23 protein-coding genes are annotated in these 23,702 nt (G+C 55.4%); 7 read left to right on the plus strand and 16 right to left on the minus strand.

The genetic code is table 11. The annotated features are described in order from the left end of the window. Positions 1-212 precede the first annotated feature (212 nt). On the plus strand, positions 213-3,851 hold the full coding sequence (locus tag MWU61_RS04245; protein WP_247127216.1) for a vitamin B12-dependent ribonucleotide reductase: 3,639 nt from the start codon (positions 213-215) through the stop codon (positions 3,849-3,851). A gap of 253 nt (positions 3,852-4,104) precedes the next feature. Here the strand turns inward: MWU61_RS04245 and MWU61_RS04250 are convergent, their stop codons facing one another. Further along, positions 4,105-5,301, minus strand: a complete 1,197-nt coding sequence (locus MWU61_RS04250; RefSeq protein WP_247126998.1) for an alpha-D-ribose 1-methylphosphonate 5-triphosphate diphosphatase — start codon at positions 5,299-5,301, stop codon at positions 4,105-4,107. On the opposite strand from MWU61_RS04250, the gene MWU61_RS04255 reads away from it, so the two are divergent. After that, on the plus strand, positions 5,300-5,971 hold the full coding sequence (locus tag MWU61_RS04255; RefSeq protein ID WP_247126999.1) for a DUF1045 domain-containing protein: 672 nt from the start codon (positions 5,300-5,302) through the stop codon (positions 5,969-5,971). The two genes, MWU61_RS04250 and MWU61_RS04255, sit on opposite strands and share 2 nt — an antisense overlap. Here the strand turns inward: MWU61_RS04255 and phnN are convergent. Genes phnN through MWU61_RS04275 form a run of 4 tightly spaced genes read right to left on the minus strand, consistent with a single transcriptional unit; the run spans position 5,953 to position 8,824 of the window. Further along, on the minus strand, positions 5,953-6,498 hold the full coding sequence (gene phnN, locus MWU61_RS04260) for a phosphonate metabolism protein/1,5-bisphosphokinase (PRPP-forming) PhnN (RefSeq protein WP_247127000.1): 546 nt from the start codon (positions 6,496-6,498) through the stop codon (positions 5,953-5,955). The genes MWU61_RS04255 and phnN overlap by 19 nt on opposite strands. After that, on the minus strand, positions 6,495-7,178 hold the full coding sequence (phnL, locus tag MWU61_RS04265; protein WP_247127001.1) for a phosphonate C-P lyase system protein PhnL: 684 nt from the start codon (positions 7,176-7,178) through the stop codon (positions 6,495-6,497). Before phnL ends, phnN begins: the two co-directional genes overlap by 4 nt. A gap of 3 nt (positions 7,179-7,181) precedes the next feature. Further along, a complete protein-coding gene (phnK, locus tag MWU61_RS04270) occupies positions 7,182-7,952 on the minus strand; it encodes a phosphonate C-P lyase system protein PhnK (protein ID WP_247127002.1) in 771 nt (256 codons plus the stop codon). After that, positions 7,949-8,824 carry an alpha-D-ribose 1-methylphosphonate 5-phosphate C-P-lyase PhnJ gene (locus MWU61_RS04275; protein WP_247127003.1) on the minus strand — a complete coding sequence of 292 codons (876 nt, stop codon included), beginning with the start codon at positions 8,822-8,824 and terminating at the stop codon, positions 7,949-7,951. Before MWU61_RS04275 ends, phnK begins: the two co-directional genes overlap by 4 nt. A gap of 212 nt (positions 8,825-9,036) precedes the next feature. Here MWU61_RS04275 and MWU61_RS04280 point away from each other — a divergent pair, with 212 nt between their 5' ends. Beyond that, positions 9,037-9,327, plus strand: a complete 291-nt coding sequence (locus tag MWU61_RS04280) for a hypothetical protein (protein WP_247127004.1) — start codon at positions 9,037-9,039, stop codon at positions 9,325-9,327. 71 nt (positions 9,328-9,398) lie between these two features. Here the strand turns inward: MWU61_RS04280 and MWU61_RS04285 are convergent, their stop codons facing one another. From MWU61_RS04285 to phnG, 3 genes are read right to left on the minus strand one after another with little or no spacing between them, the layout of a single operon-like run. Beyond that, positions 9,399-10,487, minus strand: a complete 1,089-nt coding sequence (locus MWU61_RS04285) for a carbon-phosphorus lyase complex subunit PhnI (protein ID WP_247127005.1) — start codon at positions 10,485-10,487, stop codon at positions 9,399-9,401. Beyond that, the gene (gene phnH, locus MWU61_RS04290) at positions 10,478-11,047 is read right to left on the minus strand and encodes a phosphonate C-P lyase system protein PhnH (protein WP_247127006.1); all 570 of its coding nucleotides are present in this window, start codon (positions 11,045-11,047) and stop codon (positions 10,478-10,480) included. The genes MWU61_RS04285 and phnH overlap by 10 nt, the downstream gene beginning before the upstream one ends. Continuing rightward, positions 11,047-11,502: a phosphonate C-P lyase system protein PhnG gene (gene phnG, locus MWU61_RS04295; protein WP_247127007.1), complete on the minus strand. Its 456-nt coding sequence runs from the start codon at positions 11,500-11,502 to the stop codon at positions 11,047-11,049. The genes phnH and phnG overlap by 1 nt, the downstream gene beginning before the upstream one ends. An 81-nt stretch (positions 11,503-11,583) precedes the next feature. On the opposite strand from phnG, the gene phnF reads away from it, so the two are divergent. Beyond that, on the plus strand, positions 11,584-12,303 hold the full coding sequence (gene phnF / locus MWU61_RS04300) for a phosphonate metabolism transcriptional regulator PhnF (protein WP_247127008.1): 720 nt from the start codon (positions 11,584-11,586) through the stop codon (positions 12,301-12,303). A gap of 27 nt (positions 12,304-12,330) precedes the next feature. Here the strand turns inward: phnF and MWU61_RS04305 are convergent, their stop codons facing one another. The 6 genes from MWU61_RS04305 to phnC all read right to left on the minus strand — a co-directional run bounded on the left by MWU61_RS04305 (position 12,331) and on the right by phnC (position 17,629). After that, complete coding sequence (locus tag MWU61_RS04305) at positions 12,331-12,951, minus strand: DapH/DapD/GlmU-related protein (protein WP_247127009.1); 621 nt, start codon at positions 12,949-12,951, stop codon at positions 12,331-12,333. Continuing rightward, positions 12,951-13,598, minus strand: coding sequence for an SDR family NAD(P)-dependent oxidoreductase (locus MWU61_RS04310; RefSeq protein WP_247127010.1), 648 nt, complete (start codon positions 13,596-13,598; stop codon positions 12,951-12,953). The genes MWU61_RS04305 and MWU61_RS04310 overlap by 1 nt, the downstream gene beginning before the upstream one ends. Then, on the minus strand, positions 13,598-14,911 hold the full coding sequence (gene phnE, locus MWU61_RS04315; RefSeq protein WP_247127011.1) for a phosphonate ABC transporter, permease protein PhnE: 1,314 nt from the start codon (positions 14,909-14,911) through the stop codon (positions 13,598-13,600). Before phnE (MWU61_RS04315) ends, MWU61_RS04310 begins: the two co-directional genes overlap by 1 nt. Further along, the gene (gene phnE / locus MWU61_RS04320) at positions 14,908-15,783 is read right to left on the minus strand and encodes a phosphonate ABC transporter, permease protein PhnE (protein ID WP_247127012.1); all 876 of its coding nucleotides are present in this window, start codon (positions 15,781-15,783) and stop codon (positions 14,908-14,910) included. The genes phnE (MWU61_RS04315) and phnE (MWU61_RS04320) overlap by 4 nt, the downstream gene beginning before the upstream one ends. Before the next feature lie 61 nt (positions 15,784-15,844). Then, complete coding sequence (gene phnD / locus MWU61_RS04325) at positions 15,845-16,756, minus strand: phosphonate ABC transporter substrate-binding protein (protein WP_247127013.1); 912 nt, start codon at positions 16,754-16,756, stop codon at positions 15,845-15,847. Between the two features lie 57 nt (positions 16,757-16,813). Continuing rightward, complete coding sequence (gene phnC, locus MWU61_RS04330; RefSeq protein ID WP_247127014.1) at positions 16,814-17,629, minus strand: phosphonate ABC transporter ATP-binding protein; 816 nt, start codon at positions 17,627-17,629, stop codon at positions 16,814-16,816. A 239-nt stretch (positions 17,630-17,868) separates the two neighbouring features. On the opposite strand from phnC, the gene MWU61_RS04335 reads away from it, so the two are divergent. Continuing rightward, entirely contained in the window at positions 17,869-18,162 is a 294-nt protein-coding gene (locus MWU61_RS04335; RefSeq protein WP_247127015.1) for a hypothetical protein, read from the plus strand. Here MWU61_RS04335 and MWU61_RS04340 read toward each other — a convergent pair. Further along, complete coding sequence (locus MWU61_RS04340; protein ID WP_247127016.1) at positions 18,159-19,097, minus strand: aldo/keto reductase; 939 nt, start codon at positions 19,095-19,097, stop codon at positions 18,159-18,161. The genes MWU61_RS04335 and MWU61_RS04340 overlap by 4 nt on opposite strands. A 177-nt stretch (positions 19,098-19,274) precedes the next feature. Between MWU61_RS04340 and MWU61_RS04345 the strand changes: the two genes are divergently transcribed. Together MWU61_RS04345 and MWU61_RS04350 are read left to right on the plus strand one after the other, a co-directional pair. Then, on the plus strand, positions 19,275-19,709 hold the full coding sequence (locus MWU61_RS04345; protein WP_247127017.1) for a hypothetical protein: 435 nt from the start codon (positions 19,275-19,277) through the stop codon (positions 19,707-19,709). A gap of 137 nt (positions 19,710-19,846) precedes the next feature. Continuing rightward, positions 19,847-22,036, plus strand: coding sequence for an NADP-dependent isocitrate dehydrogenase (locus MWU61_RS04350; protein WP_247127018.1), 2,190 nt, complete (start codon positions 19,847-19,849; stop codon positions 22,034-22,036). 62 nt (positions 22,037-22,098) lie between these two features. Here the strand turns inward: MWU61_RS04350 and MWU61_RS04355 are convergent, their stop codons facing one another. Beyond that, positions 22,099-23,232 carry a lytic murein transglycosylase gene (locus MWU61_RS04355; RefSeq protein ID WP_247127019.1) on the minus strand — a complete coding sequence of 378 codons (1,134 nt, stop codon included), beginning with the start codon at positions 23,230-23,232 and terminating at the stop codon, positions 22,099-22,101. Positions 23,233-23,702 lie beyond the last annotated feature (470 nt).

Here is a 23,702-nt window from a genome sequence, read left to right on the forward strand (position 1 = left end):
GCGAGTTGCTAACGACCACACAATATGTGGTGTTGGGGATGGGGAACGGGCAGAAGCTCATACAATTTGTGGACTTTCAGGCTGAAAATTTAGGTTTTCGCCACTGGAAACGTTCGGACCATCGTCAAAGCACGCAGACATGCGGATCCGGTTTTTTGGATTCGGGACTAGGGACAGGCCGCAACGACGGCGCACATTACGGGGCAGACGCGATGAGAATCGAACGCAATTTCACCAAAGCCGGCCAAGACGCATATGATGCTTTGGCATTTAACACGACGACGTCCGAAATTCGCAACCCGGACGGCACAATCGTATTCAAGTTGGACAATTGCGAGATTCCTGACGGCTGGTCCCAAGTCGCGTCAGACGTCATCGCCCAGAAATACTTCCGCAAGGCTGGCGTTCCTTCAGAGATGAAGAAGGTCAAAGAAAAGGGTGTTCCTGAGTTCTTGTGGCGCTCTGTCCCGACCAAAGATGCGACTTTCGGCGGTGAGACATCTGCGAAACAGGTTTTCGACCGTCTCGCGGGCGCATGGGCGTACTGGGGCTGGAAAGGCGGCTACTTCACGAATGAAGAAGATGCCCGCGCCTACTTTGACGAAATGCGCTACATGTTGGCGACACAGCGTGCCGCACCAAACAGCCCGCAATGGTTCAACACAGGCCTGCATTGGGCCTACGGGATCGACGGTCCGGCCCAAGGCCACCACTATGTTGACTACAAGACTGGCAAACTGACGAAGTCCACATCTTCGTACGAACACCCGCAGCCGCACGCCTGCTTCATTCAGTCTGTTGCTGACGATCTGGTAAACGACGGCGGCATCATGGACCTTTGGGTGCGTGAAGCGCGTTTGTTCAAGTATGGTTCCGGCACAGGCACCAACTTTTCCTCGCTGCGCGGCGAAGGTGAGGCCCTGTCCGGTGGCGGCAAATCGTCCGGCCTGATGGGTTTCCTGAAAATCGGCGATCGCGCTGCAGGTGCGATTAAATCCGGTGGCACAACACGCCGTGCTGCCAAGATGGTGATTGTAGATGCGGACCACCCAGATATCGAAGATTTCATCAACTGGAAGGTCATCGAAGAGCAGAAAGTAGCGTCCATCGTTGCTGGATCCAAGATGCACGAAAAGTTCCTGAACGCGATCTTCAAAGCGATCAAAGACTGGGACGGCAAGGAAGCGGATGCTTACGATCCGAAGGTGAACTCGAGCTTGCAAACAGCTGTTCGTGAAGCGAAAAAAGTTGCGATCCCTGAGACGTATATCAAACGCGTTTTGGATTATGCAAAGCAGGGTCACACGTCGATTGAATTCCCGACCTATGACACCGACTGGGATTCCGAAGCTTATTCTTCCGTCTCTGGCCAGAACTCGAACAACTCTATCCGTGTTACAGATGCGTTCCTGAAAGCTGTCGAAAATGACGACGACTGGGACCTGATCAACCGCCGTGACGGTGAAGTGCAGCGCACAATCCGCGCTCGTGATCTGTGGGAACAAGTCGGCCACGCCGCATGGGCCTGTGCCGATCCGGGCATCCAGTACCACGACACCGTGAACGCATGGCACACATGCCCAGAAGACGGTGCAATTCGCGGGTCCAACCCGTGTTCCGAATACATGTTCCTTGATGACACGGCCTGTAACCTCGCGTCTATGAACCTGCTGACATTCTATAAGAACGGCGAGTTCCAAGTCGAAGACTATATGCACGCCACGCGTCTGTGGACTGTGACGCTGGAAATCTCTGTGATGATGGCGCAGTTCCCGTCCAAGGAAATCGCGCAGCGGTCTTACGATTTCCGCACGTTGGGTCTGGGCTACGCCAACATCGGCGGTTTGCTGATGAACATGGGTTACGGTTACGACAGTGACGAAGGCCGTTCTATGGGTGCCGCGCTGACTGCGATCATGACGGGTGTGTCTTATGCGACTTCCGCTGAAATGGCGGGCGAGCAGGGGCCATTCCCGGGTTATGCGAAGAACGCAGCGCACATGCTCAAAGTTATCCGCAACCACCGCAACGCCGCATACGGCAATACAGACGGCTACGAAAAGCTGGACGTGAAACCTGTGCCTTTGGACCAGGCGAACTGCCCTGATCAGCGTTTGATCAAACTGGCCGAAGGCGCATGGGACGAAGCGTTGAAGTTGGGCGAAAAACACGGTTACCGCAACGCACAGGTGTCTGTGATTGCGCCAACCGGCACGATTGGTCTGGTGATGGATTGTGACACGACTGGTATCGAGCCTGACTTCGCGCTGGTGAAGTTCAAAAAGCTGGCTGGCGGTGGTTACTTCAAAATCATCAACCAATCTGTGCCTGCGGCGTTGGATACACTCGGCTATGGCTCTGCCCAGATTGAAGAGATCATTGCGTACGCAGTTGGTCACGGTTCCATCGGCCAAGCGCCTGCAATCAACCACACATCCTTGATTGGTCACGGTTTCGGCCAAGCCGAGATCGACAAAGTGGAAGGCGCGCTGAAAGCCGCATTCGACATCCGCTTTGTGTTTAACCAGTGGACCTTGGGCGAAGAGTTTTGCACCAAAACGCTCGGCATCCCAGCCGAGAAACTGAACGATCCAACGTTCGATTTGCTGCGCCACTTGGGCTACACAAAGGCCGAAATTGACGCCGCAAACGATCACGTCTGCGGGACAATGACGCTGGAAGGCGCACCGTTCCTCGAGGAAAAGCACCTCAATGTGTTTGATTGTGCGAACCCATGCGGCAAGAAGGGCAAGCGTTACCTGTCTGTCGACAGCCACATCCACATGATGGCCGCAGCGCAATCGTTCATCTCTGGTGCGATTTCCAAGACGATCAACATGCCAAACGATGCGACAATCGAGGACTGCCAGAAGGCCTATGAATTGTCATGGTCGCTGGGTGTGAAGGCGAATGCGCTGTACCGTGATGGTTCCAAACTGTCCCAGCCATTGGCAGCCGCCTTGGTCGAAGACGACGATGAAGCGATGGAAACGCTTGAAAGCGGTTCCATGCACGAAAAGGCCGCTGTTCTCGCCGAGAAGATCGTCGAAAAGGTGATCATCAAGGAAATCTACAAAGAGCAAGAACGCACCAAAATGCCGGAGCGCCGCAAAGGCTACACCCAAAAAGCCATCGTTGGTGGTCACAAGGTGTACCTGCGGACAGGCGAATACGAGGGCGGCAAGCTTGGTGAAATCTTCATCGACATGCACAAAGAAGGTGCCGGTTTCCGCGCCATGATGAACAACTTCGCAATCGCGGTGTCTGTTGGTCTGCAATACGGTGTGCCGCTGGAAGAATTCGTCGACGCGTTCACATTCACCAAGTTCGAACCAGCTGGCATGGTTCAAGGCAACGACAGCATCAAGAATGCGACGTCGATCCTTGACTATATCTTCCGCGAACTGGCTGTGTCCTACCTTGACCGGACCGATCTGGCCCACGTCAAACCGGAAGGTGCGTCTTTCGATGATATCGGTCGCGGCGAACAAGAAGGTGTGTCCAACGTCACAGCGCCATCCGATGCAGCAGCGTCCAAGTCATTAGAGGTGCTGAAACAAATCTCTTCCACAGGTTACCTGCGCAAGCGGATGCCACAAGAGCTGATCGTGCTGAACGGCGGCGGTGGTGAAACTGCGAAAGCCCCGGCTGGTGAGGGTGATCTAGCGGTCGAGACTGTTGTGACGGAAACATCAACCGTGGCTGTCGCCACCAGCATGGACGCCCGTAGCAAGGCAAAAATGCAGGGGTACGAAGGCGAGGCTTGCGGCGAATGCGGGAACTACACGCTGGTGCGCAACGGGACATGCATGAAGTGCAACACTTGTGGCGGGACGTCTGGGTGTAGCTAAAATTATCTGCGCCGAATCTTCGCGAAGATTCGGCGCAGTTCGAGACCCGGGGTGGGTGCGCTCACCCCCGGCGCGGATCGGGCCGCAGGCAAAAAACATTGAGCGGTATAATCACGAGCCCGATAAGCGAAACTAACGGGGTCCCTGCGGGGGCCCCTTTTTTATGAATTTCGTACTGCGGTGACGGTTTCTGCCTTATTTCAAAGGGGGCGGGTCAACCGTCAGCAGGTTTCACCCTCCCTCGTAGTAGCCGTCATCCCACTTGCCGGCCTTGGCTCCAGACGTTTCGCAAGATCGGTGCTTTGCGGTTCTGATGCACCCGCAAGACGTCACCGCGTAGCCCAACCTCTAATTGTCCGCGATCAGTGAGACCGGCGGCTTTGGCCGGATTGCGGGTAACCGTGGCGACTGCGCGTGGGACGTCGTTCCAAGTTTTGGCGAGATGGAAGGCGGATAATAGCAAGGCCGACGGGACATAGTCGGAAGACACGATGTCCAGAAGGTTAGCGTTTGCCAGATCTTCTGCCGCAACGTTGCCGGAATGCGACCCACCCCGTATTAGGTTGGGCGCCCCCATCATCACTGCGATCCCGTGCGCGCGACAGGCTTGTGCGGCTTCAACAGTCGTTGGAAATTCGGCATAACCAACGCCATTCTTGGCTGAAGTTGCAACATGTTCTCCGGTGGTGTCATCGTGGCTGGCCAGCACAGCGCCGAGGCGTTTGGCCTCGTTAACCGCGCCGACTTCGTGCTTTGCGCCGTATCGTTTTTGCAGATTTATTTGATTTTCAACGTGTTCCGCAAATTCGGTGTCGTTCATACCGCGTTTCTTGGCGACGTATGTTTTAAGCGCTGTAAGATCACGGAACTGCCGTTGGCCGGGCGTGTGGTCCATCAAACTAACAATGCCGACCCGATCGTCGACACTAAAGGTGGCCAATTCTTCAAGGAGCGTTTCTGAACAAATCTCAGCCCGCAGATGCAGGAAGTGGCTGATCTTAAACAGACCTTCGGCGCGTGCCGCCAATAGTTCATTTGCAAGCGTGCGAGCATATTCAACATATTGCCCTTTTTGACTGCTGTAGATCGACCCCACGCGCATGGCGTCAAAGACGGTCGTGATCCCTGTAGATGCAAGTTCCGCGTCATGTGCTAGAAGGGCAGGCAGATGGGGCCAATCCACCTTGGGGCGGGGTTCCATGTGACGTTCGACGTTGTCAGTGTGCAACTCGACCAATCCCGGCAGAACTAGATCACCGGCACAGTCAACGGCACCATTGGGGACAACGTCATCCTCGGCGATATCGGTAATCACGCCTTGTTCGATTGTAATCGATCCGGTTAGGACTTGATCTGCCAAAACGAGCTGTGCATTCGCCAAACAAATGTCGTTTGTCGTGCTGGTGTCACAAGACTTTGTAAATGTTGGCGCAGGAAAAGGGGAATTCATGTCATATTCTCGATTTGCGATTTACTTTATCCCGCCGGAAGGCGCTTTGGCAGATTTTGGTGCCGCGTGGCTGGGTTGGGATGTTGTGACAGGTCGTGACGTTGTTCAGCCATCTGTGCACGGTTTGCGTGACATCACGATGACACCGATGAAGTACGGGTTCCATGGGACGTTGAAGCCGCCATTCAGGCTGGCAGCAGGGCGATCTTTCGCGGAACTTGAGCGCGCGGCGGCAGATCTTGCCGCGGCGGTGAGACCCGCAGTCAGCGGTGGTTTGGAATTGACCACGTTGGGCGGTTTTCTTGCGTTGATGCCAGGTGGTGATGTGTCTGGGGTACGGCGCGTGGCGCAGGCCTGCGTGTGTGATCTCGACACGTTTCGCGCGCCCGCCAGCGCGGCTGAACTGGACCGCCGCCGTGCCGCTGGATTGAGTGCGCGCCAAGACGCGCTTTTGACGCAATGGGGCTATCCATATGTGATGGAAGAGTTCCGTTTCCATCTGACCCTTTCGGGGCGTTTGCCTGCGCACGACATCGCACGTTGGACGGATGTTGCAAGCAGCCATTTGCCCGATTTGCCCAAGCCGTTTGTGATTAACCAAATCGCCCTGTGCGGTGAACGGGAAGATGGCCGGTTTGAACTGATCCATCGTCATGCCCTGACCGGCTGAAGCAGCTTGGCTGCATGTGCGATCGTTGTGGGCAAGGGGCCGTCGTTCGACACATAGATGACCTTCAAACCCGCAGGCAAAGGTTTGTCTGCGACTGATATCCTTTTTGCAATGTCTTCTTGGTTTTCGCGACCACGCGCAGCAAGGCGTTTGGCCAACGTTTCCTCAGATGCAGTAATGTTCAAAACAACAAAATTGGGAAAAATCTTGACGGCATCACTGAGCGCTTTGCGTGAAAAATTTACGAGGCAGTTCGTCCCAGTGTGCAGCCTGTCACGTACGTTGAGCGGAATGCCATAGCGCAAACCATGCGCGCCCCAATGGACCGCGAATGCCCCATTTTGCACCAAGGTTTCGAACGCGGCAGGGGTCGCGGCATCATAATCTTCGCCGCCGAGGCCCGGTGCGCGTGTGATGACCCGACGCACCAGATGCATGCTTGGCATCAAATCATGCAGACCTGCCATCACGCTGTCTTTGCCGACGCCGGACGGCCCAACTACTGCGATGAGGCGTCCTTGCGTCATGCCGCCACCTTTGGCGTGAATTGGCTCACGTCTATTTCACGATCACACAGACGGTCGCGGGCCGCTTCATCGTGGAAGATTCCGATGATCGCAGCACCGCGGGCCTTTGCGTCTTCGATCAAAGACAGCACGACTTCGCGGTTGGCAGCATCGAGGCTCGCGGTGGGTTCGTCCAACAGCATTGCAGGATATTCATGTGCGAAACCTCGCGCGATATTTACGCGCTGTTGTTCGCCGCCTGAAAACGTTGTGGGTGAAAGGGACCACAGCCGTTCTGGGATATTCAGCTGTGACAACAGCCGTTTGGCCCGTGTTTCGGCATCCTGGGCAGACACACCCACCGCACGCAATGGTTCGGCCACCACATCCAGAGTTGGCACACGTGGCACGACCCGCAGGAACTGGCTGACGTAGCCAAGCACATCACGACGCAGGTTGATAACCTCGCGCGGTTGCGCCTGCACGATATCAACATCGCCGATCCGAATTTCACCTGCTTGCGTCCGATAGTTGCCGTAGATCATGCGCATCAGCGTTGATTTGCCTGCACCAGAAGCGCCTGTCAGGGCCACGCATTCGCCCTTAGCGACGGACAGCGAGACATCGTTAATCACTTCGATCACAGCGCTGCCTTGGTTGTGAAGGGTAAAGGTTTTCGAAACCTCTTTAAGATCAATCATCGGTCATACCTGTAAGACTGAGGAAACAAGAAGTTGGCTGTAAGCATGTTGCGGGTCATCAAGCACCTGATCGGTAAGACCCGCTTCGACAACGTGCCCGTCCCTCATCACCATCAACCGATCGGCAAGCAGCCGTACAACGGCAAGGTCGTGGGTCACGATGATCGCAGACAGTCCCATATCGCGCACCAATCCACGCAGCAGATCAAGCAGGCGTGCTTGAACGGACACGTCCAAACCACCGGTCGGTTCATCCATGAAAACAAGCCGCGGGCCCGTCACCAAATTGCGCGCGATCTGTAGCCGCTGCTGCATCCCACCCGAAAACGTTGTGGGGCGGTCATCTACGCGATTGGCGTCGATTTCGACCCGACCAAGCCAATCCACCGCCTTGTCACGAATGTCGCCGTAGTGGCGTTCGCCCACGGCCATCAAGCGTTCGCCGACGTTGCCGCCAGCGCTGACACCCATGCGCAACCCGTCGCGGGCGTGTTGGTGAACAAAGGCCCAATCGGTCCTGCCCAACATCCGGCGTTCGGGTTCGGACATCGTGATGGTATCTTTGGGGCCATCTGCACGGGTATCAAAAACGACCTCGCCCGCGTCAGGGATCAGGTGGCCTGCCATACAGTTGAGGAGCGTGGATTTCCCAGACCCGCTTTCCCCGACAATGCCCATGACTTCACCCGGGTACAGGTCAAACGACACGTCAGCGCACCCAATATGCGCACCGTAGCGTTTGGTGAGGTTGTGAACGGATAAGAGCGGCGTCATGCTGCGACCTCACTTTCGGTTGTTGCGGGGCCAAAGTGGCCGGCGTTGCGGCGTCCCATGCAATAGTCGGTGTCAGAGCAGCAAAAGAGACGGCCGCCCTGATCATCAGTGATTACCTCATCAAGGTAGCTTTCATCAGACCCGCAAAGCCCGCACACATGATCCGCTTTCGTGGCCTCAAATGGATGATCTTCGAAATCGAGACTCACCACCTGCGTGTAGGGTGGCAATGCGTAAATGCGCTGTTCACGCCCCGCGCCGAACAGTTGGATCGCGGCCATATCGCCCAGCTTGGGGTTGTCGAACTTTGGAATGGGCGATGGATCCATCACATAGCGCCCTTCAACCTTCACCGGATAGGCATAAGACGTCGCAATATGCCCGTGACGGCTAATGTCTTCGTAAAGTTTCACATGCATCAGCCCGTATTCCTCGAGGCTATGCATTTTACGGGTCTCGCTTTCGCGTGGCTCGAGAAAACGCAGCGGTTCTGGAATAGGCACCTGATAGACTAGAATTTGATTTTCGGTCAGCGGTTCTTCGGGAATGCGGTGACGTGTTTGGATCACGCTTGCTTCGCTGGTTTCGGTTGTCGTTTCCACGGCCGCCGTGCGTTCAAAAAAGGTGCGGATCGAGACCGCGTTTGTCGTATCGTCCGCCCCTTGGTCAATGACCTTGAACGTGTCGTCAGGAGTCAAAACGGCGGCAGACACCTGCACACCACCCGTGCCCCAACCATAAGGCATTGGCATTTCGCGTGAGGCAAAGGGCACCTGATACCCCGGGATAGCAAGGCCCTTCAGGATCGCGCGGCGGATCATCCGCTTGGTTTGTTCATCAAGATATGCGAAGTTATATGCTTTATCGGTCATTCTGATTTTCCGTTCAATAAAGTCAGGACAGGTCTTCGAGTAAAGTGCTGTCGCAAATCTGTTACAAAGCCCGTGTTACGTCTTAGGCAGACATGAGACAGAACCGAAATTACAGGTTGATATGAAGCGTAGGGGTTTAAAGACTTTGCCCCGCTTTCACGCAAACGCGTCTGTCTCGTCTGCTTATCTTCAATTGAAAAAGGAAAATTCTCATGACGAGCTGTCGCTCGGCTATGCAGGCTGTTTGGCCCTATGCGCTCTTTGTGCTCTATGTTGTCTTCGTGTATTTCGTCGCTGAAAGCGTCTTCGAAATTGTGTGGATGGTAATCGTCTTGTCGTTTCTCGGTTTGAAAGATTACTGCAGGCGCAGCACGTTGCAAAAACGCGATGACGGGATGTATGTTTGGGTTGAATGGCATGGAGGAGAACGATGTTCTTCGGATGACCCTTCTGCCGACGGCGGCGAATGGGATAGTGATGGAGACGGCGACGGAGGCGATTAATCGGCCTCTTTTTTTTGCCCAATAAGAGTGTTTTGCGCGCTCAATTGGGTGCCGTTGATTTGTTTTCAAAATCACTGCGCCGCCTCCTGCATTTGATCCGCGCCAGCTTCGCGGCGCAGTTTACGCACCAGTTCTAGCTCGGACTGAAAATCGACGTAGTGTGGCAGTTTGATATGTTCGAGGAACCCCGTCGCCTGAATGTTGTCTGCGTGATACAGCACAAATTCAGCGTCCTGCGCGGGTGCGCCTTCGTTATCTTCGCCTAGTTCCTCCCATCGTAATGCGCGGTCGACCAAAGCCATTGAAATCGCTTTGCGTTCGGTCTGGCCGAAGACCAATCCGTACCCGCGCGTAAACTGGGGGGGCTCTGTTTTGGAGCCTTTGAATTGATTAACGGTTTCGCATTCGGTCAGGGTGATTTCGCCAATTTCCACAGAAAATCCCAGTTCTGGGATTTCCATTTCAACAGGCACCGTTCCGATCCGTAGTTCGCCCACAAAAGCGTGGTTGCGGGCGTACCCCCGCTGTGTGGAATAGGCCAAACCGAGCGTGAATCCTTCGTCTGATCGTGTGAGCGCTTGCAGTCGTAGCGCGCGTTCCGCTGGCATTTCCAAAGGTTCACGGGTCAGATCGGGCGGAGGGGTGTCGTCGAGGGGGGGCTCCTCGATCAGCCCTTCCTGATTTAGGAAGTCGGTCACATGGGGGACGGTTGCAGGGTCGGCCTCGCGCGTTGGGGCGTCAGCGACATCGCCATCTGCGGCCAGTTTGAAGTCCAGCAAACGGTGCGTGTAATCGAACGTCGGGCCTAGAATTTGACCGCCGGGTAAGTCTTTGAAGGTCGCAGAGATGCGCCGGTCACACGCCATCGCACCTGTGTCCACTGGGAGAGATGAGACAAAGCGCGGCAATGTCGTGCGGTAGGCGCGGATCAGAAAGATCGCTTCGATTAAATCACCCCGTGCTTGTTTGATCGCCAAAGCGGCAAGGTCCGGATCATAAAGCGACCCTTCGGCCATGACGCGGTTCACCGCAAGACTGAGCTGTTCGCGAATTTGCGCAACGCTCAACTCTGTAACGCTGGTATCGCCGCGTCGTTCTTCGGCTAACCACGCATGTGCGTTTTCGATGGCCCGTTCGCCACCTTTGACGGCTACGTACATGACGACACCTCCGCTGAACGCGGCAGGGCTGCTAATTGATCGCCGCATGTGAAAATGAAATCTAGACCGAGCGGGAATAGCGTGTGGTTCAATTGAAACGCAGCAGTTTCGGGCAAGTTCAGGTAAGCGGTTTGCTTAATGCCGGGTCCGGTCAACGCGGTATTGCCCGATAGGGTATCGCTTTCGATAATCAGTGTCGCGGACCGATCTGGGTATTCCGACGTGCCCACCGGATAAGCCGACAAAGGTCCAAGTGCGCCCCACGTGCCGACTGCGAACATCGCCTGTGATGGCCCCGTGACCGGTGCGCCGGTGTGAAACGCCAACCAAGACCGTACGTCCGCGCAATCAGTATCTCCGGCCAGATAAACCGGCGTGTCGGCGTCGCAAAGGGTCAGTAGAACAGCGCCAGCGGCTTTGGATAGGGGGGCAGGGGGTTCGGCCCCGGTGATGTCTTGTATGGTGCCGGGTCGTGCCATAGCTTCCATGACGCTTCGAAAGGCATGTGCAGATTGAATGGCTGGGTCAGTAAACCCGCCGCGTAACGTTTGCGCGTCCATCAATCGTCCCCCCGCACCATCGTGAAAAAATCGACCTTCGTTGCGGCAGCTTTGGCGGCGCGGTGCGCCTTGCGCGCCATCGCTTCCGTTTCGAGCGGTGACAGCACAGCAGCACGCACGTCGTCCGCATGTGCCGTTTGCATCATCGCATCAATCAGTGCCGCCGCTTCTGCATCTGCCTTGCTGCGCCCTTGAATATAGGCGTGTCCGACTTTGCCCGTCGCAAGGGTCAAGGCACAGCGGGTCACGGTTACTTCACCCAAATTGAAGGGTGCGCCCGTTCCGCCAGCGCGGCCTTGCACCATCGTGCTGCCGATTTCGGGGGCGCGCAGCCAAGTGAATCTGGGCCGCGACAAATGCGTATCCAACAATTGCGAAACACGACCCTCGGGCGCTTTCGCCAAAAGCCCCATCCAGACTTTGCGGGGGTTTTCTGTATCGAATGTATGTTTCATCTCGACAACTTGTCTTTCATCTATACAACTATACATATCCTAACATATTTTGCGTTTCCCGATAGAAAAGATTTGTGAAGTTTGAGTGACACGGCCCCCAAGACCCCTGTTTGGAAAGCGATTGCGGCAGCGCTTCGCCTAGACCTTGCTGAAGGCCGTTATGCCCCCGGTGACAAACTGCCGACCGAAGCTGCGCTGGCCGAAAGGTTCGGCGTTAATCGCCATACGGTGCGTCACGGCATTTCGGCGCTGGTGGGCGAAGGCTTGGTGCGCACGCGGCGGGGCGCTGGCGCGTTTGTTGCGGCCACGCCAACGGATTACGCCATCGGCAAACGGGTTCGGTTCCACGAAAACCTGATCGCAGCAGGACGACGGCCTGAGAAACGGGTGATCCATCTTGAAGAACGTGCGGCATCCGACGGCGAGGCGTTTGCGCTGAATATCGCCGCCGGTGATCGCGTATGCGTATATCAAGGATTGTCACTGTCCGACGGGCAGCCGATTGCCCTGTTCGAAAGCCTTTTCCCGCTGTCGCGGATCATTGGCATTTTTGATGCATTCAAACAGACAAGCAGCGTGACCGATGCGTTGGCGCTTTGCGGCATTGCAGATTTTGCGCGTGCGTCGACGCGCCTGACGGCCGTGCGCGCCGATGCCACCCAAGCGCTGCATCTGCAGGTTCATGAAGGCGACCCACTGCTGCGGTCAAGCAGTGTCAACGTCGATGACACCAAGACCGCGATCGAATACGGACGGACCTACTTTGCTGGGGATCGTGTGACTTTAACGATTGAAAGCTGAACCGCTCGAAGTTGATTGTCTCGAACGTTAAGCGGTCTCATATTTTTCAAGAAATGCCTCAGCCGACATCGACCGAAAATCTGGGAGCGCGGTGCGCAGATCTTCATGCGACCAATCCCACCACGCTAGTTCCATCAACCGGTCCGCAATTGGTACGGGTTGGCGGTGGCGAAGTGGCGTCGCGGGTGTCCCTGCAACGATTGTGTAAGGCGCGACATCCTTCGTCACGACCGCGCCCGCTGCGACAACAGCCCCGTGGCCGAGCGTGACCTCTGGCTTGATCATAGCGCCTGCGCCAATCCACGTGTCGTGACCGATATGTGCAACGCGGGAGCTGCGGCGGGCAAAGAAATCCGCATCGCGATCCGCATCGTCCCAGTAGTCATCGGATCGGTACAGAAAATGGTGGCAAGACGCCGTATCCAACGGATGATCCGTCGCGCCGATCCGCGAAAACGCCGCGATATTCGCAAACTTGCCAATCTGCGCATTAGCGATATCCGCATAACGATCGCAATAGCTGTAATCGCCGAAGGATGCGTTGTTGAGGCGGCTGCCCTTACCGATCTCTACAAAGGCGCCGAAGGTGCTATCCGTGATCTCGCATTCGGGGTGAAGCAATGGCGCATTCGCGGTCAAACGTGCCATTAGTAAGCGAACTCTTCGCCCGTGAACCTCAGAAACTTTCCGGTATCTTCAATCGTCAACCGTTCCATTATGGCCAAAATTCCTTGGGCCACGTCGTTTGGGTCTTCGTCGGCACCTGCACCACCCATATCCGTTCGCACCCAACCCGGGTTGATCACGACAACGGGGATACCCTCTGGTTCCAGCTCAACTGCCAGCCCTTGCATCACTTTATTCACCGCTGCCTTGGAAGCACGATATGCGATCTGGTTGGATTTAGGGGTGGCAAAGCTGGCCATCTGGCTCGAAATTGTCAGTATTCTGGGCTGCTCTGACTTTCGCAATGTTGGCAGTGCTGACTGCGCCACTGCGAGCGGAGCGATGCTGTTGATGGCGAACGTTTCGCGCATACCGTCCCAGTCCATCGAAAGGGGAGATTGCTGGTCCGATTGTGGACCGATAATGCCAGCGTTATTGATGAGCACGTCAATCTGCGGCAGTTCCCCCAACTGATCTGCGACTGCGGCAGGGTCGGACAGTTCCAAGGCTATCGTTCCGTTTCGACCATCGCGTGTGGTGCCAATGACGTGATGGCCTGCAGCAGATGCCGCTTGATGCAAAGCCGCCCCTATGCCGCGGTTAACGCCTGTGATGAGAATGTTTGCCATTAGTCTTTGCGTCCGATCAATTTGCTGCGTAACCAGCCTGAGAACCAATCCATAAACATCACCATCAGGATGATCAGCACGATGTAATAGGCGACTTCTTCCCAGTCTTTTTGGGTTTGGATCGCTTGGGTCAGCATCAGGCCGATGCCGCCACCAGTGATCGCGCCAATGATGGTAGCCGACCGCGTGTTGGATTCAAGAAAATACAGAACCTGCGCCAGCAAAACCGGAACCACTTGCGGGATCACGCCAAAGCGGTAGCGTTGCAGGGGCTTCGCACCAGTGGAAGAAATCCCTTCGATCTGCTTTTGATCAACGTTTTCTAAGGCCTCGGAAAAGGTTTTACCGAATGTGCCCGTATCCGTGATCAGGATCGCCAATGATCCAGTCAGTGGGCCGGGGCCAAAAGCGCGGGCAAGAACGACTGTCCAGATCAGGGCATCGACGCCGCGAACGAAGTCGAACAGGCGGCGTGTCGCGGCACGTAAGACCATGACTGGGGAAAATTTCTTGGCGGCCAGAAAGGCCAAGGGCAACGCGACCATAGCGGCCCCCATCGTGCCAAGAAATGCCATCAAAATCGTTTCCCCGATGGCCCACGCGACGTCCTTGTGCCGCCACATCTTGTTGTTCCACCAGTCCGACATGGCACCCGCGATGTTGCTGCGCGTAGGATCGAGCCGTTCCCCGAACAGGATCGTGCCGATGCCTTCGCCATGGTATGGGCTGTCGAGCGTAAACCAAAACAGTTCCCACCCTGCGAAGTAATTGAAAACCTCTGTCCGCGCGCCAGTCAGCGTGATGCGCCCTTCGTCTGTTGTGATGCCAATGCGGCGGTCGGAGGCAGAAATCCAATCGGGTAGATCGTCAGGCAGGTTGCTGGTCACCGTGCGACCTTCGGCTTGCACCTCGATCGACGGAAATCCCGGCACATCAATCTCTGTGCGGTTGTCGGGCAAATAGCGTACGATGTGATCTGCGCCGAGATCGATTGCGATCACGTCATCGCCGCTGACCCATGCGGGACGTTCGCCATCCGGATAAGTGCCTTTGCGTTCGCCTTCGACGGCGTAACTGATGTCGCCAGAGCGGTTGTTGCGCGTGACATGTACCTTGTACGACCAGATGTCCGACGTCAGCGTCTTTGCATTGTCGACATTGGCGCGTCCCGCGAGACCGGCCAGATCGAAGGCAAAGAAGATATACACCAGATAGGCGAAGATCACGGCAGGCAGGCCAAAACCAATCAGTCGCTTGCGCTGGAAAATCTGTTCAGCCTGAATCTTTGTTGTATCCAGATCGATCGCGGTCATTGGGCTTGTCCTTCGGTCAGACGATTACGGTAACGGCTGGACACTTGGTCGAAGAATACGATTGTGCCGAATAGAAGAACGAAGATGGCTGCGGCTTCGTCAAATCGACCGGGCCCCCATGCCATCGCATTACGCAGCTCGTAACCTAAGCCGCCAGCACCCACGAACCCAAGTATAGCGGACGCGCGAATATTGATTTCGAACCGCAAAAGCGCATAGCTGATATAGTTTGGTGCGACCTGTGGAAGCACACCAAGTATCATCCGTTGTGACCACGTAGCCCCAGTTGAGACCAACCCTTCAAGCGGCTTCAAATCAGCGTTCTCGGAGACTTCTGAGAACATTTTTCCCAATGCGCCAGCCGTGTGGATGGAAATAGCGATCATCGCAGGCACGGGCCCGCCCCCAAGGACAAAGATCAAAACAAGGGCGACGACGATTTCGGGCACTGCGCGCATGATGTCGGAAATACGGCGAAACAACGGGATCAAACGGGGCCATTTCGCCAACCCGCGTGTGCCATGTAGAGAAAGAAACAAACCGCCAATCGCCCCAAGCAGGGTCGAAACCGCCGCGATGTTGATCGTTTCAATAAGAGCCGGAAAATACTTGAACACCAAGGCAGGCAATTCCGCTCGTTTTTCCCATGCTTCTGACAAAACATCGGCGGGATAATCGCCGATCTGGTGCAAGCCATCCCAGAAACCGCCAGCGTTCCGGTCGTCCGCAATGTTAAATCCGGACACCATCAGGACAACAAAGATCAGCAATGTTAGCCCGCCATAGAGCCTGCGTCGCTGGACTTGCGCCATATAGGTCGACTGAATACTGCCGACGTTTTGCGGCGCGCCGCTGAATGCTGTTTCTGCCATGTGGCCCCCAAACGAAAAACCGGCAGCCCCAAAGGGCTGCCGGATGCGTCATAAAAATGGATTAGTTACCAATCACGGATTGACGTGCAGCGACGATGCTTTCGTACATCTCGTGGGTGACAGGCTGGAAGCCCAGTGTGTCACCGGCTGCGACGCCGTAAGCACAATCAGGGTCGTTTTCGAAAAGTTCGTCGACCAGCGTTGTCATTTTGACTTTCACCTCTTCCGGCAGTGCGCTGCGCAGCACAACTGGGCCCTCAGGGATCACGTTTGACTGCCAAATCTGCACGAGGTCGTTCATGTCCACGAGACCAGCATCAACGGCGCGGCGCAGCGCGCCAGAGTTATAACCGTCTTCCCAGTTACCTTGGCCATCCGCCCAAGTGACGCCACCTTCGATGTCGCCGTTGTTAACTGCGACGATTGTCTGCTCGTGACCACCAGTGAATTTAACTTCACCGAAATAGTCACCGGATTCCATCGTGATACCGTCTTTGTACTGCGGGATTTCGATGGATGGGATCAAGTAACCGGATGTGGAATTCGGATCACCGAAACCAAATGCTTTGCCTGCCATATCGTCCAGCGATGTGATGCCGCTGTCCACGCGCGCAAAGCCGATGGAATGGTAGCCGACAGAGCCGTCTAGGTTCACTTTGATCAGGACAGGCTCGACCGCTTCGGAGTCTTGCAAGTATGTTGCTGCGTAAGACGATGCGCCAAGCCATGCCATGTCGATTGTGCCGCCGAGCAGCCCCTGAATGACGCCGTTGTAATCCGCAGGTGCGAAAAGCTTTGTTTCAACGCCAAGCGCTTCAGTCGTGTAGTTGACCATGCATTCGTAGTTGTTCATGCGGTCCTGTGCGTTTTCACCGCCCAGAATACCGATACGGAATTCTGTGATGTCTTGCGCGACCGCGCCTGTGCTCAGTGCTGTTGTGGCGGCAAGCGCCATTGCGAGGGTCTTTTTCATCGTTATCTCCGTAGGGTTGATGAAGGTGGCCCGCGAGAGAAGCGGGACGTGACTGGCTTAGGCGTAGGCACCCGTTTTGGGGGCCTTTTTGCTGTCCAGTGTTTCAATTTCGGTGGATGTGGCGGCTTCGGAAAAATCCGCGCCTGCGCCGTAGATGTCGCGGGCAACGCCAAAGGTCAGTTGTTCGGGTGTGCCATCGAACACGATCCGGCCGTCCCGCATGCCAATCACACGGTCACAATACCGTCGTGCAGTGTCCAACGTGTGCAAATTCGCAATAACCGTGCGACCGTCTTCTTCGTGGATCGTGCGCAGGGATTGCATGACGATCTGCGCGTTCATGGGATCAAGCGACGCAATCGGTTCATCTGCCAAAATGATCTTGGGATCCTGCATCAATGCCCGTGCAATCGCGACGCGTTGCTGCTGCCCACCAGATAGGGCTTCGGCACGTTTCGGTGCCTGTTCGGCAATCCCGAGACGATCAAGAATTTCAATTGCGCGGTGGATGTCGGACTGAGGATATAGATTGAATAGGGTCGCGAAAGTGGATCGCTTATTCAACGTTCCGTGCAAGACGTTTGATACGACGTCCATGCGCGGCACCAAATTGAACTGTTGGAAGATCATGGCACACCGAGATTGCCAATCCCGTTTGGCGGCCCCGCGCAATCCGGTGATGTCTTCACCTTCGAAGGTGATTGTGCCTTCGGTTGCGTCATTCAACCGATTGACCATCCGCAACAGCGTCGATTTGCCAGCACCAGAGCGCCCGATGATCCCGATCATAGCCGGTTTTTCAACGGTTATACTGGCCGCATGAACGGCCGTCTTGTCGCCGAACCGCTTTGTTAGTGCATCTATAGTTAGCATATCGCCCCCATGTTTGGGCGATGGATATGGATGGTAGACGACAGCGACGTGACGGTTCTGATTCAAGTTTTTGAAGCTTTCGAAACAGATTCATGACAGAAAATCAGATCGCGTCTGGCAGATTGCAAAAGCGCCCATACGGAAAGGGCGACGGCGGATATTCCTCGTTGCAGATGATTTTAAGCATACAAATTCATAAAACCGTTACATTTTGATGTATGTCTGGTTATCCTTTCGGTATGTCCAAACGCCTTTCCTATTTATTGTGCTTGATCGCGACATTGCCGGTCATCGCGCGGGCGAACTTTTCCGACCTGACTTGCGATGACAGTGCTCGCCTGAACGAAACCTTGACCGACGTGATGGGGGCCGAACGTCAGGGGCAAGGTTTACGGGAACCGGAAACGGTTCTTGAGGTCTGGGTCACTGCCGGGACGGGCGATTTCATGGTTGTTCAAACCTACGCCAATGGCACGTCGTGCATTGTAGCACTTGGCGAACATTGGGAAGCCACAGATCATAACCCGGCTTAAGGCGTTGCTTCTTCCAATCGGTCTGTCGCAGGGGCAGGGCGGAGCGACAACGCCTCTATTCGCGTATAAAGCTGCGGGGTCATAAGCACGTTTTGTGCCGCCAAGGATGCATTCAACTGCGTCGCGTTCCGCGCACTGATGATCGGGGCTGTCACCGCAGGATGATTAGCAGCCCACGCGACGGCAAGAGTTGCCGGATCAACGTCTATCTCGGCCGCAAGGTCCGTAAGCGCGTCGGCAGTGCGTTGCATCCACGATTGACCATAGCGGGCCGCGTATCGTTGATCCGTCGAAAGCCGTCCCGTGGCTTCGGCACTGTACTTCCCAGTCAGCAGACCTGCTCCTAGAGGAGAGTATGATGCCACAGCGATCTTCTCTGACATGGCCATTGGAAACAGTTCGACCTCTGCTTGTCGTTTCACCAAAGAATACATTGGCTGGATAACATCAATTTTTACGTCGAAACGCGCCGCTACCGCTTGCGCTTTCATGACCTGCCAAGCAGCAAAGTTTGACACGCCGATATAGCGGATCAAGCCGGATTGTTGCAGCTTGGCGAGCGCATCAAACGTTTCCTCCAATGCTGTCTGCGGGTCCCAGCGGTGCAAATATAGAATATCCACGACGTCCATCTTCAAACGCGAACGGCTTTCATCAAATTGGGTCAGGATGTTTTCTGAACTGCTCCCACCGGTATATCCGGCCTTTGTTGCTACGATAATTTGATCGCGTTCATGTTCGACAAATTCCCCCAGCATGCGTTCAGATGCACCGCTTGTGTATGTGTGTGCCGTGTCAAAAAAATTGACCTGCCGCGCACGACATAGATCAAACATTTCGTGACTGGCGGTTTTGTCGGCAGTACCGCCAAACTGCATGCAACCAAAACAAATTCCAGATGTGTCGTTCCCGTTGATTGTCTGCAATTTGGTCATCTGAGGTGCCTTCTTTAGATCGCTACTAGGCGGCGATACCCGAGAATGGAAAGAGATTTGTGACACGTTTCTCAATCGCGCCGGATAAGCGAAACGGAAGCGTCTTTTCATGACAACGCCCATTATCTTTCTGCAATTGATAGCGTATGGACAGGCAACACTAACGGAGAATGCATCATGTCCGCGACACAAAGCTTACCTGAACTGATTGCTACGGCGCAGGAAAAGGCCAAAGACGCGGCGGGCGACGCATTGGCGCTTGAAGCGATTGCCGTGGATACGTTCGGTGCGTTTGAGGCGCGGATGCAGCATCATTTCCGTCGTGGCCCGTTTTCACGGAAGTTGAAGTCTGCGTTGATTGAGGCGGGAGAGGCGGATCTGGCAGAACGGGTTTACCAGTATTATCTTGCGGTGAACGTGATCAAACACGGGAAAGGGGCCAGCCACCGTGAATTGCTTGCGATGTCTGATCCGAAGTTTCCGACCCGCAAAGCGCCCGAGGATTACGTGCCAGGCGACGGTCAAACGGCGTTGGTTGATGTAACCGTTCCAGGTTTCTTTGACAGGATGGCGGAAGCGGTCCTTGCAGCGCAGGCCTTCCTCGAGGGTTAAAGTTTCAGGCCAAAACCCTTGCATGTGGCCAAAAGACGCGCATTTTGGCTCAGAATTGTTTCGATATACCATGGTATACAATGGACGTCGCAGGTTGCATCCGCTAAGGACAGGCAAATTCAATCGCGAGGGTTACCATGACCGATATTATTTACACCAAAGTTGACGAAGCGCCGGAACTGGCCTCTGCGTCCTTCCTGCCAATCATTCAGAAATTCGCAGCAGCCGCTGGCGTGTCTGTGGGGACCAAGGACATTTCACTGGCTGGTCGTATCCTTGCGACATTCCCAGAGCACCTGAAAGCCGATCAGCAGCAGTCTGACGATCTGGCCGAACTGGGTCGTTTGGTGAAGACGGCGGAAGCCAACGTGATCAAGCTGCCAAACATCTCTGCATCTGTGCCGCAATTGGTTGCCGCTGTGAAAGAACTGCAATCCCAAGGCTACGCGCTGCCGGATTATCCAGAAGCCCCCGCGACTGACGAAGAAAAAGCGATCCGCGCAAAATACGACGGGATCAAAGGCTCTGCCGTGAACCCTGTGTTGCGCGAAGGGAATTCGGATCGTCGCGCTGCCAAAGCAGTGAAATCTTTCGCTCAGAACAATCCACACCGGATGGGTGAATGGAATGCGGACAGCAAGACGAAGGTTTCGTCCATGTCTGGTGGCGATTTCTTCTCCAACGAAGTGTCTGCGACGCTTGCCAAAGAAGCGACTGCAAAGATCGTTCTGGAAACTGCCAACGGCGAAACTGTTCTGAAAGAGGGTGTATCTTACCCAGCGGGCACAGTGGTTGACGCGACTTTCATGTCGGCGGCGGCATTGCAGTCTTTCCTGGCTGAGCAACTTGAACAAACAAAGGCTGAAGGCACTTTGTTCTCGCTTCACATGAAAGCGACAATGATGAAGGTTTCTGACCCGATCATCTTTGGTCACGCTGTGAAGGCATTCTTGGCACCTGTGTTTGAAAAGCACGGTGCTGCGATGGCTGATCTGGGCGTGAACCCGAATTCTGGTTTGGGTGATCTGTTGGCGCGTGTTGAAGGCAACGCCGACATTATGACTGATATCGAATCCTGCATGGCGGCGCGCCCACCGATGTATATGGTTGATTCCGACAAAGGCATCACCAACCTGCATGTGTCATCCGACGTGATCATCGATGCATCCATGCCTGCGCTGATCCGCGCTGGCGGTAAGGGCTGGGGCCCAGACGGGAAAGAAGCAGATTCAAACTGTGTGATCCCTGACAATTCATATGCGCCGGTTTACGACGAGAGCATCAAGTTCTTCAAAGAAAACGGTAAATTGAACCCTGCGACTGCGGGCACCGTCCAGAACATCGGTCTGATGGCGCAAAAAGCAGAGGAATACGGGTCACACCCGACCACGTTCGAAATGCCGGAAGCGGGCACCGTGAAGATGATCCTCGACGATGGCACGGTGCTGCACCAGCACACTGTTGAGGCCAACGACATCTGGCGGTCCGCCTCTGCGCGTAAAGCCCCGATTGAAGATTGGGTGAACCTCGCGATTGATCGCCAAAAGGCCGAAGGCTGCCGCGCGATTTTCTGGCTCGATGCCGATCGTGCGCATGACGCGGAACTGATCGCTTATGTGAAGCCGATCTTGGAAGCGAAAGGCGTGGCCGACAAGTTTGAAATCATGGCACCACGTGAAGCCACACGTGCGTCATTGGAAACGATCACCAAGGGCGAAAACACGATTGCGATCACTGGTAACGTGCTGCGTGACTATCTGACTGACTTGTTCCCGATCTTGGAACTGGCGACATCTGCGAAAATGCTGTCCATCGTGAAGCTGATGCAGGGCGGTGGTCTGTTTGAGACGGGTGCTGGTGGTTCTGCACCAAAGCACGTGCAGCAGTTGGTTGAAGAAAACCACTTGCGGTGGGATTCACTAGGTGAATTCTGTGCGTTGGGTGAAAGCCTGCAATTCCTCGCAGACGCACGCGGCAACGAAAAAGCCCGCGTTCTGGGCCAAGCCGTTGATACTGCCACGCAAGGCATCCTCGACAACAGCCGTTCCCCATCGCGTAAAGTGGGTGAGCCGGACAACCGCGACAGCCACTACTGGTTCGCGCGTTACTGGGCAGAAGCACTAGCGGCGCAGTCCGACGATGCAGAGCTGGCCGCGCATTTTGCCCCAATCGCCGAAGCACTGGTTGCTGGCGAAGCGGCAATTGTGTCTGAACTGGCAGCCGCACAAGGCAGCGCCGTTGATCTGGGGGGCTACTACCACGGTGATGCGGCGAAAACCGCTGCTGTGATGCGCCCATCGGCAACGTTGAACGGGATCATCGGCTAAGGTCGGATTTAGAGATAAAAGACCCCGCGCATCAGATGATGCGCGGGGTTTTTTTGTATGGGCTAGCGTAGGGCGGCGAGGACAGTGCGATCTGCGATGCCCGTGACGGGCAAACCTTCGCGCCGTTGGAAATCGCTGACGGCAGCGCGTGTTTGTCCGCCGATCACGCCATCTGCGGGACCGACATCATAGCCACGTCGGGCGAGGGCGCGTTGCACGGTTTGACGGTCCGCTTTAGTTAGTCCGTTTTCGTCGGGTGGGAAATTGCCACGTAAGGGGCCAGCGCCGCCGAGGCGGTCAGCCAGATGCCCGATGCCGATCGCGTAGAAGTCCGAATTATTGTAGGTTTTCAAAACGTTGAAGTTGCGCGTTACAGTAAATGTTACGCCACCGGCTTGGGGCTGTAGGCTGCGACCTGATGGCCCGCCTGTGCCTGCCTCTGATCCCCATTTCAGTCCGCTGCGCCATCCGTTGCGCGACAGATACGCGGCGGTCGAGGCAAGCGAATCTGTGGGGTCATCCGTCCAGATGTCGCGCTTTCCATCGCCCGTGAAATCCACGGCGAAAGACTGATACGATGTCGGTATGAATTGCGTGTGGCCCATCGCACCAGCCCAGCTGCCGATCATTTGATCGGGCGTCGTGTCGCCCCGTTCGAGTATTTGCAAAGCCGCAATCAGCTGCTTTTCGTAGAATGCACCACGGCGGCCGTCGAAGGCCAGCGTCGCTGTCGCTGACACCACTGGAATATCACCACGACGTTCACCAAACAGGCTTTCCATGCCCCAGATTGCGGCGACGATATTGCGGTCCACGCCATAACGCTGCTCGACTGGGGCGAGGGTGGTAGCATGTCGGGCGATGGCGACGCGCCCCTTTGACATGCGTTCATCTGAGGTGGCAATGGAAAGGTAATCCTCCAAGGTCCGGCGCGTTTGGATCTGGTTGCCGTCGCGCGTCACGACGCCGGGGATGAAGCCTGCATTCGCGAATGCGCGATCAAAGGTCGTGGAAGAAATGCCTGCAGCAAGGGCGCGTGGTTTGAAACGTGCGACCCATGCGGAGAAGGCAGGTGTTTGCACGGGGATCAGGTCAGGTGCGGTCGATGCTGTCCTTGGGGACTGCGCAGTGCTGGCGCAACCTGCCAGACTGAAACTACCCAAAACCGATAAAAATAGCCGTCTATTCAAAATCATTTAACGCCGCCTAGCTCAGTACGTGGATCACCTTGTTACACGTTGACCGTGCAACAATCACTGGGAGGCATCAAGCAAGTTTGCCGTGAACAGGCGGAAAGCGGGGCATGTGAAATTTGACGTGCTCGGGCGGTGAATTGGCTTTGCGATCTTGCCTTATGGGCGATAGGTTGCTTGCAGTAATCACCTTTGAATTGTGTTTCTTGATCCAGATGGTAACGTTGATCGTACTTAGTCTCATTTATTCGCCGTAGCGTTTCACGCAAAAAAGTACTTATTCGCAGTGGCTTGCTGTTCACTTTCCTCTGGCAGTGGCGGTCGACCACAACTGTTAGCGCTACCAATTCGTTGACAGGTGCAGGGTGTGTTAATACTAGTATACCAATTGATCTGGGAATGCTGCCGCTTGTCGGTGTCAGTGAACTTGGGTCGAGAATGTGTGTGTGCTTTAGGACATGGGAGTGTCGTCA

This window comes from Loktanella sp. F6476L, from assembly GCF_023015725.1.
GTDB lineage: Bacteria > Pseudomonadota > Alphaproteobacteria > Rhodobacterales > Rhodobacteraceae > Yoonia.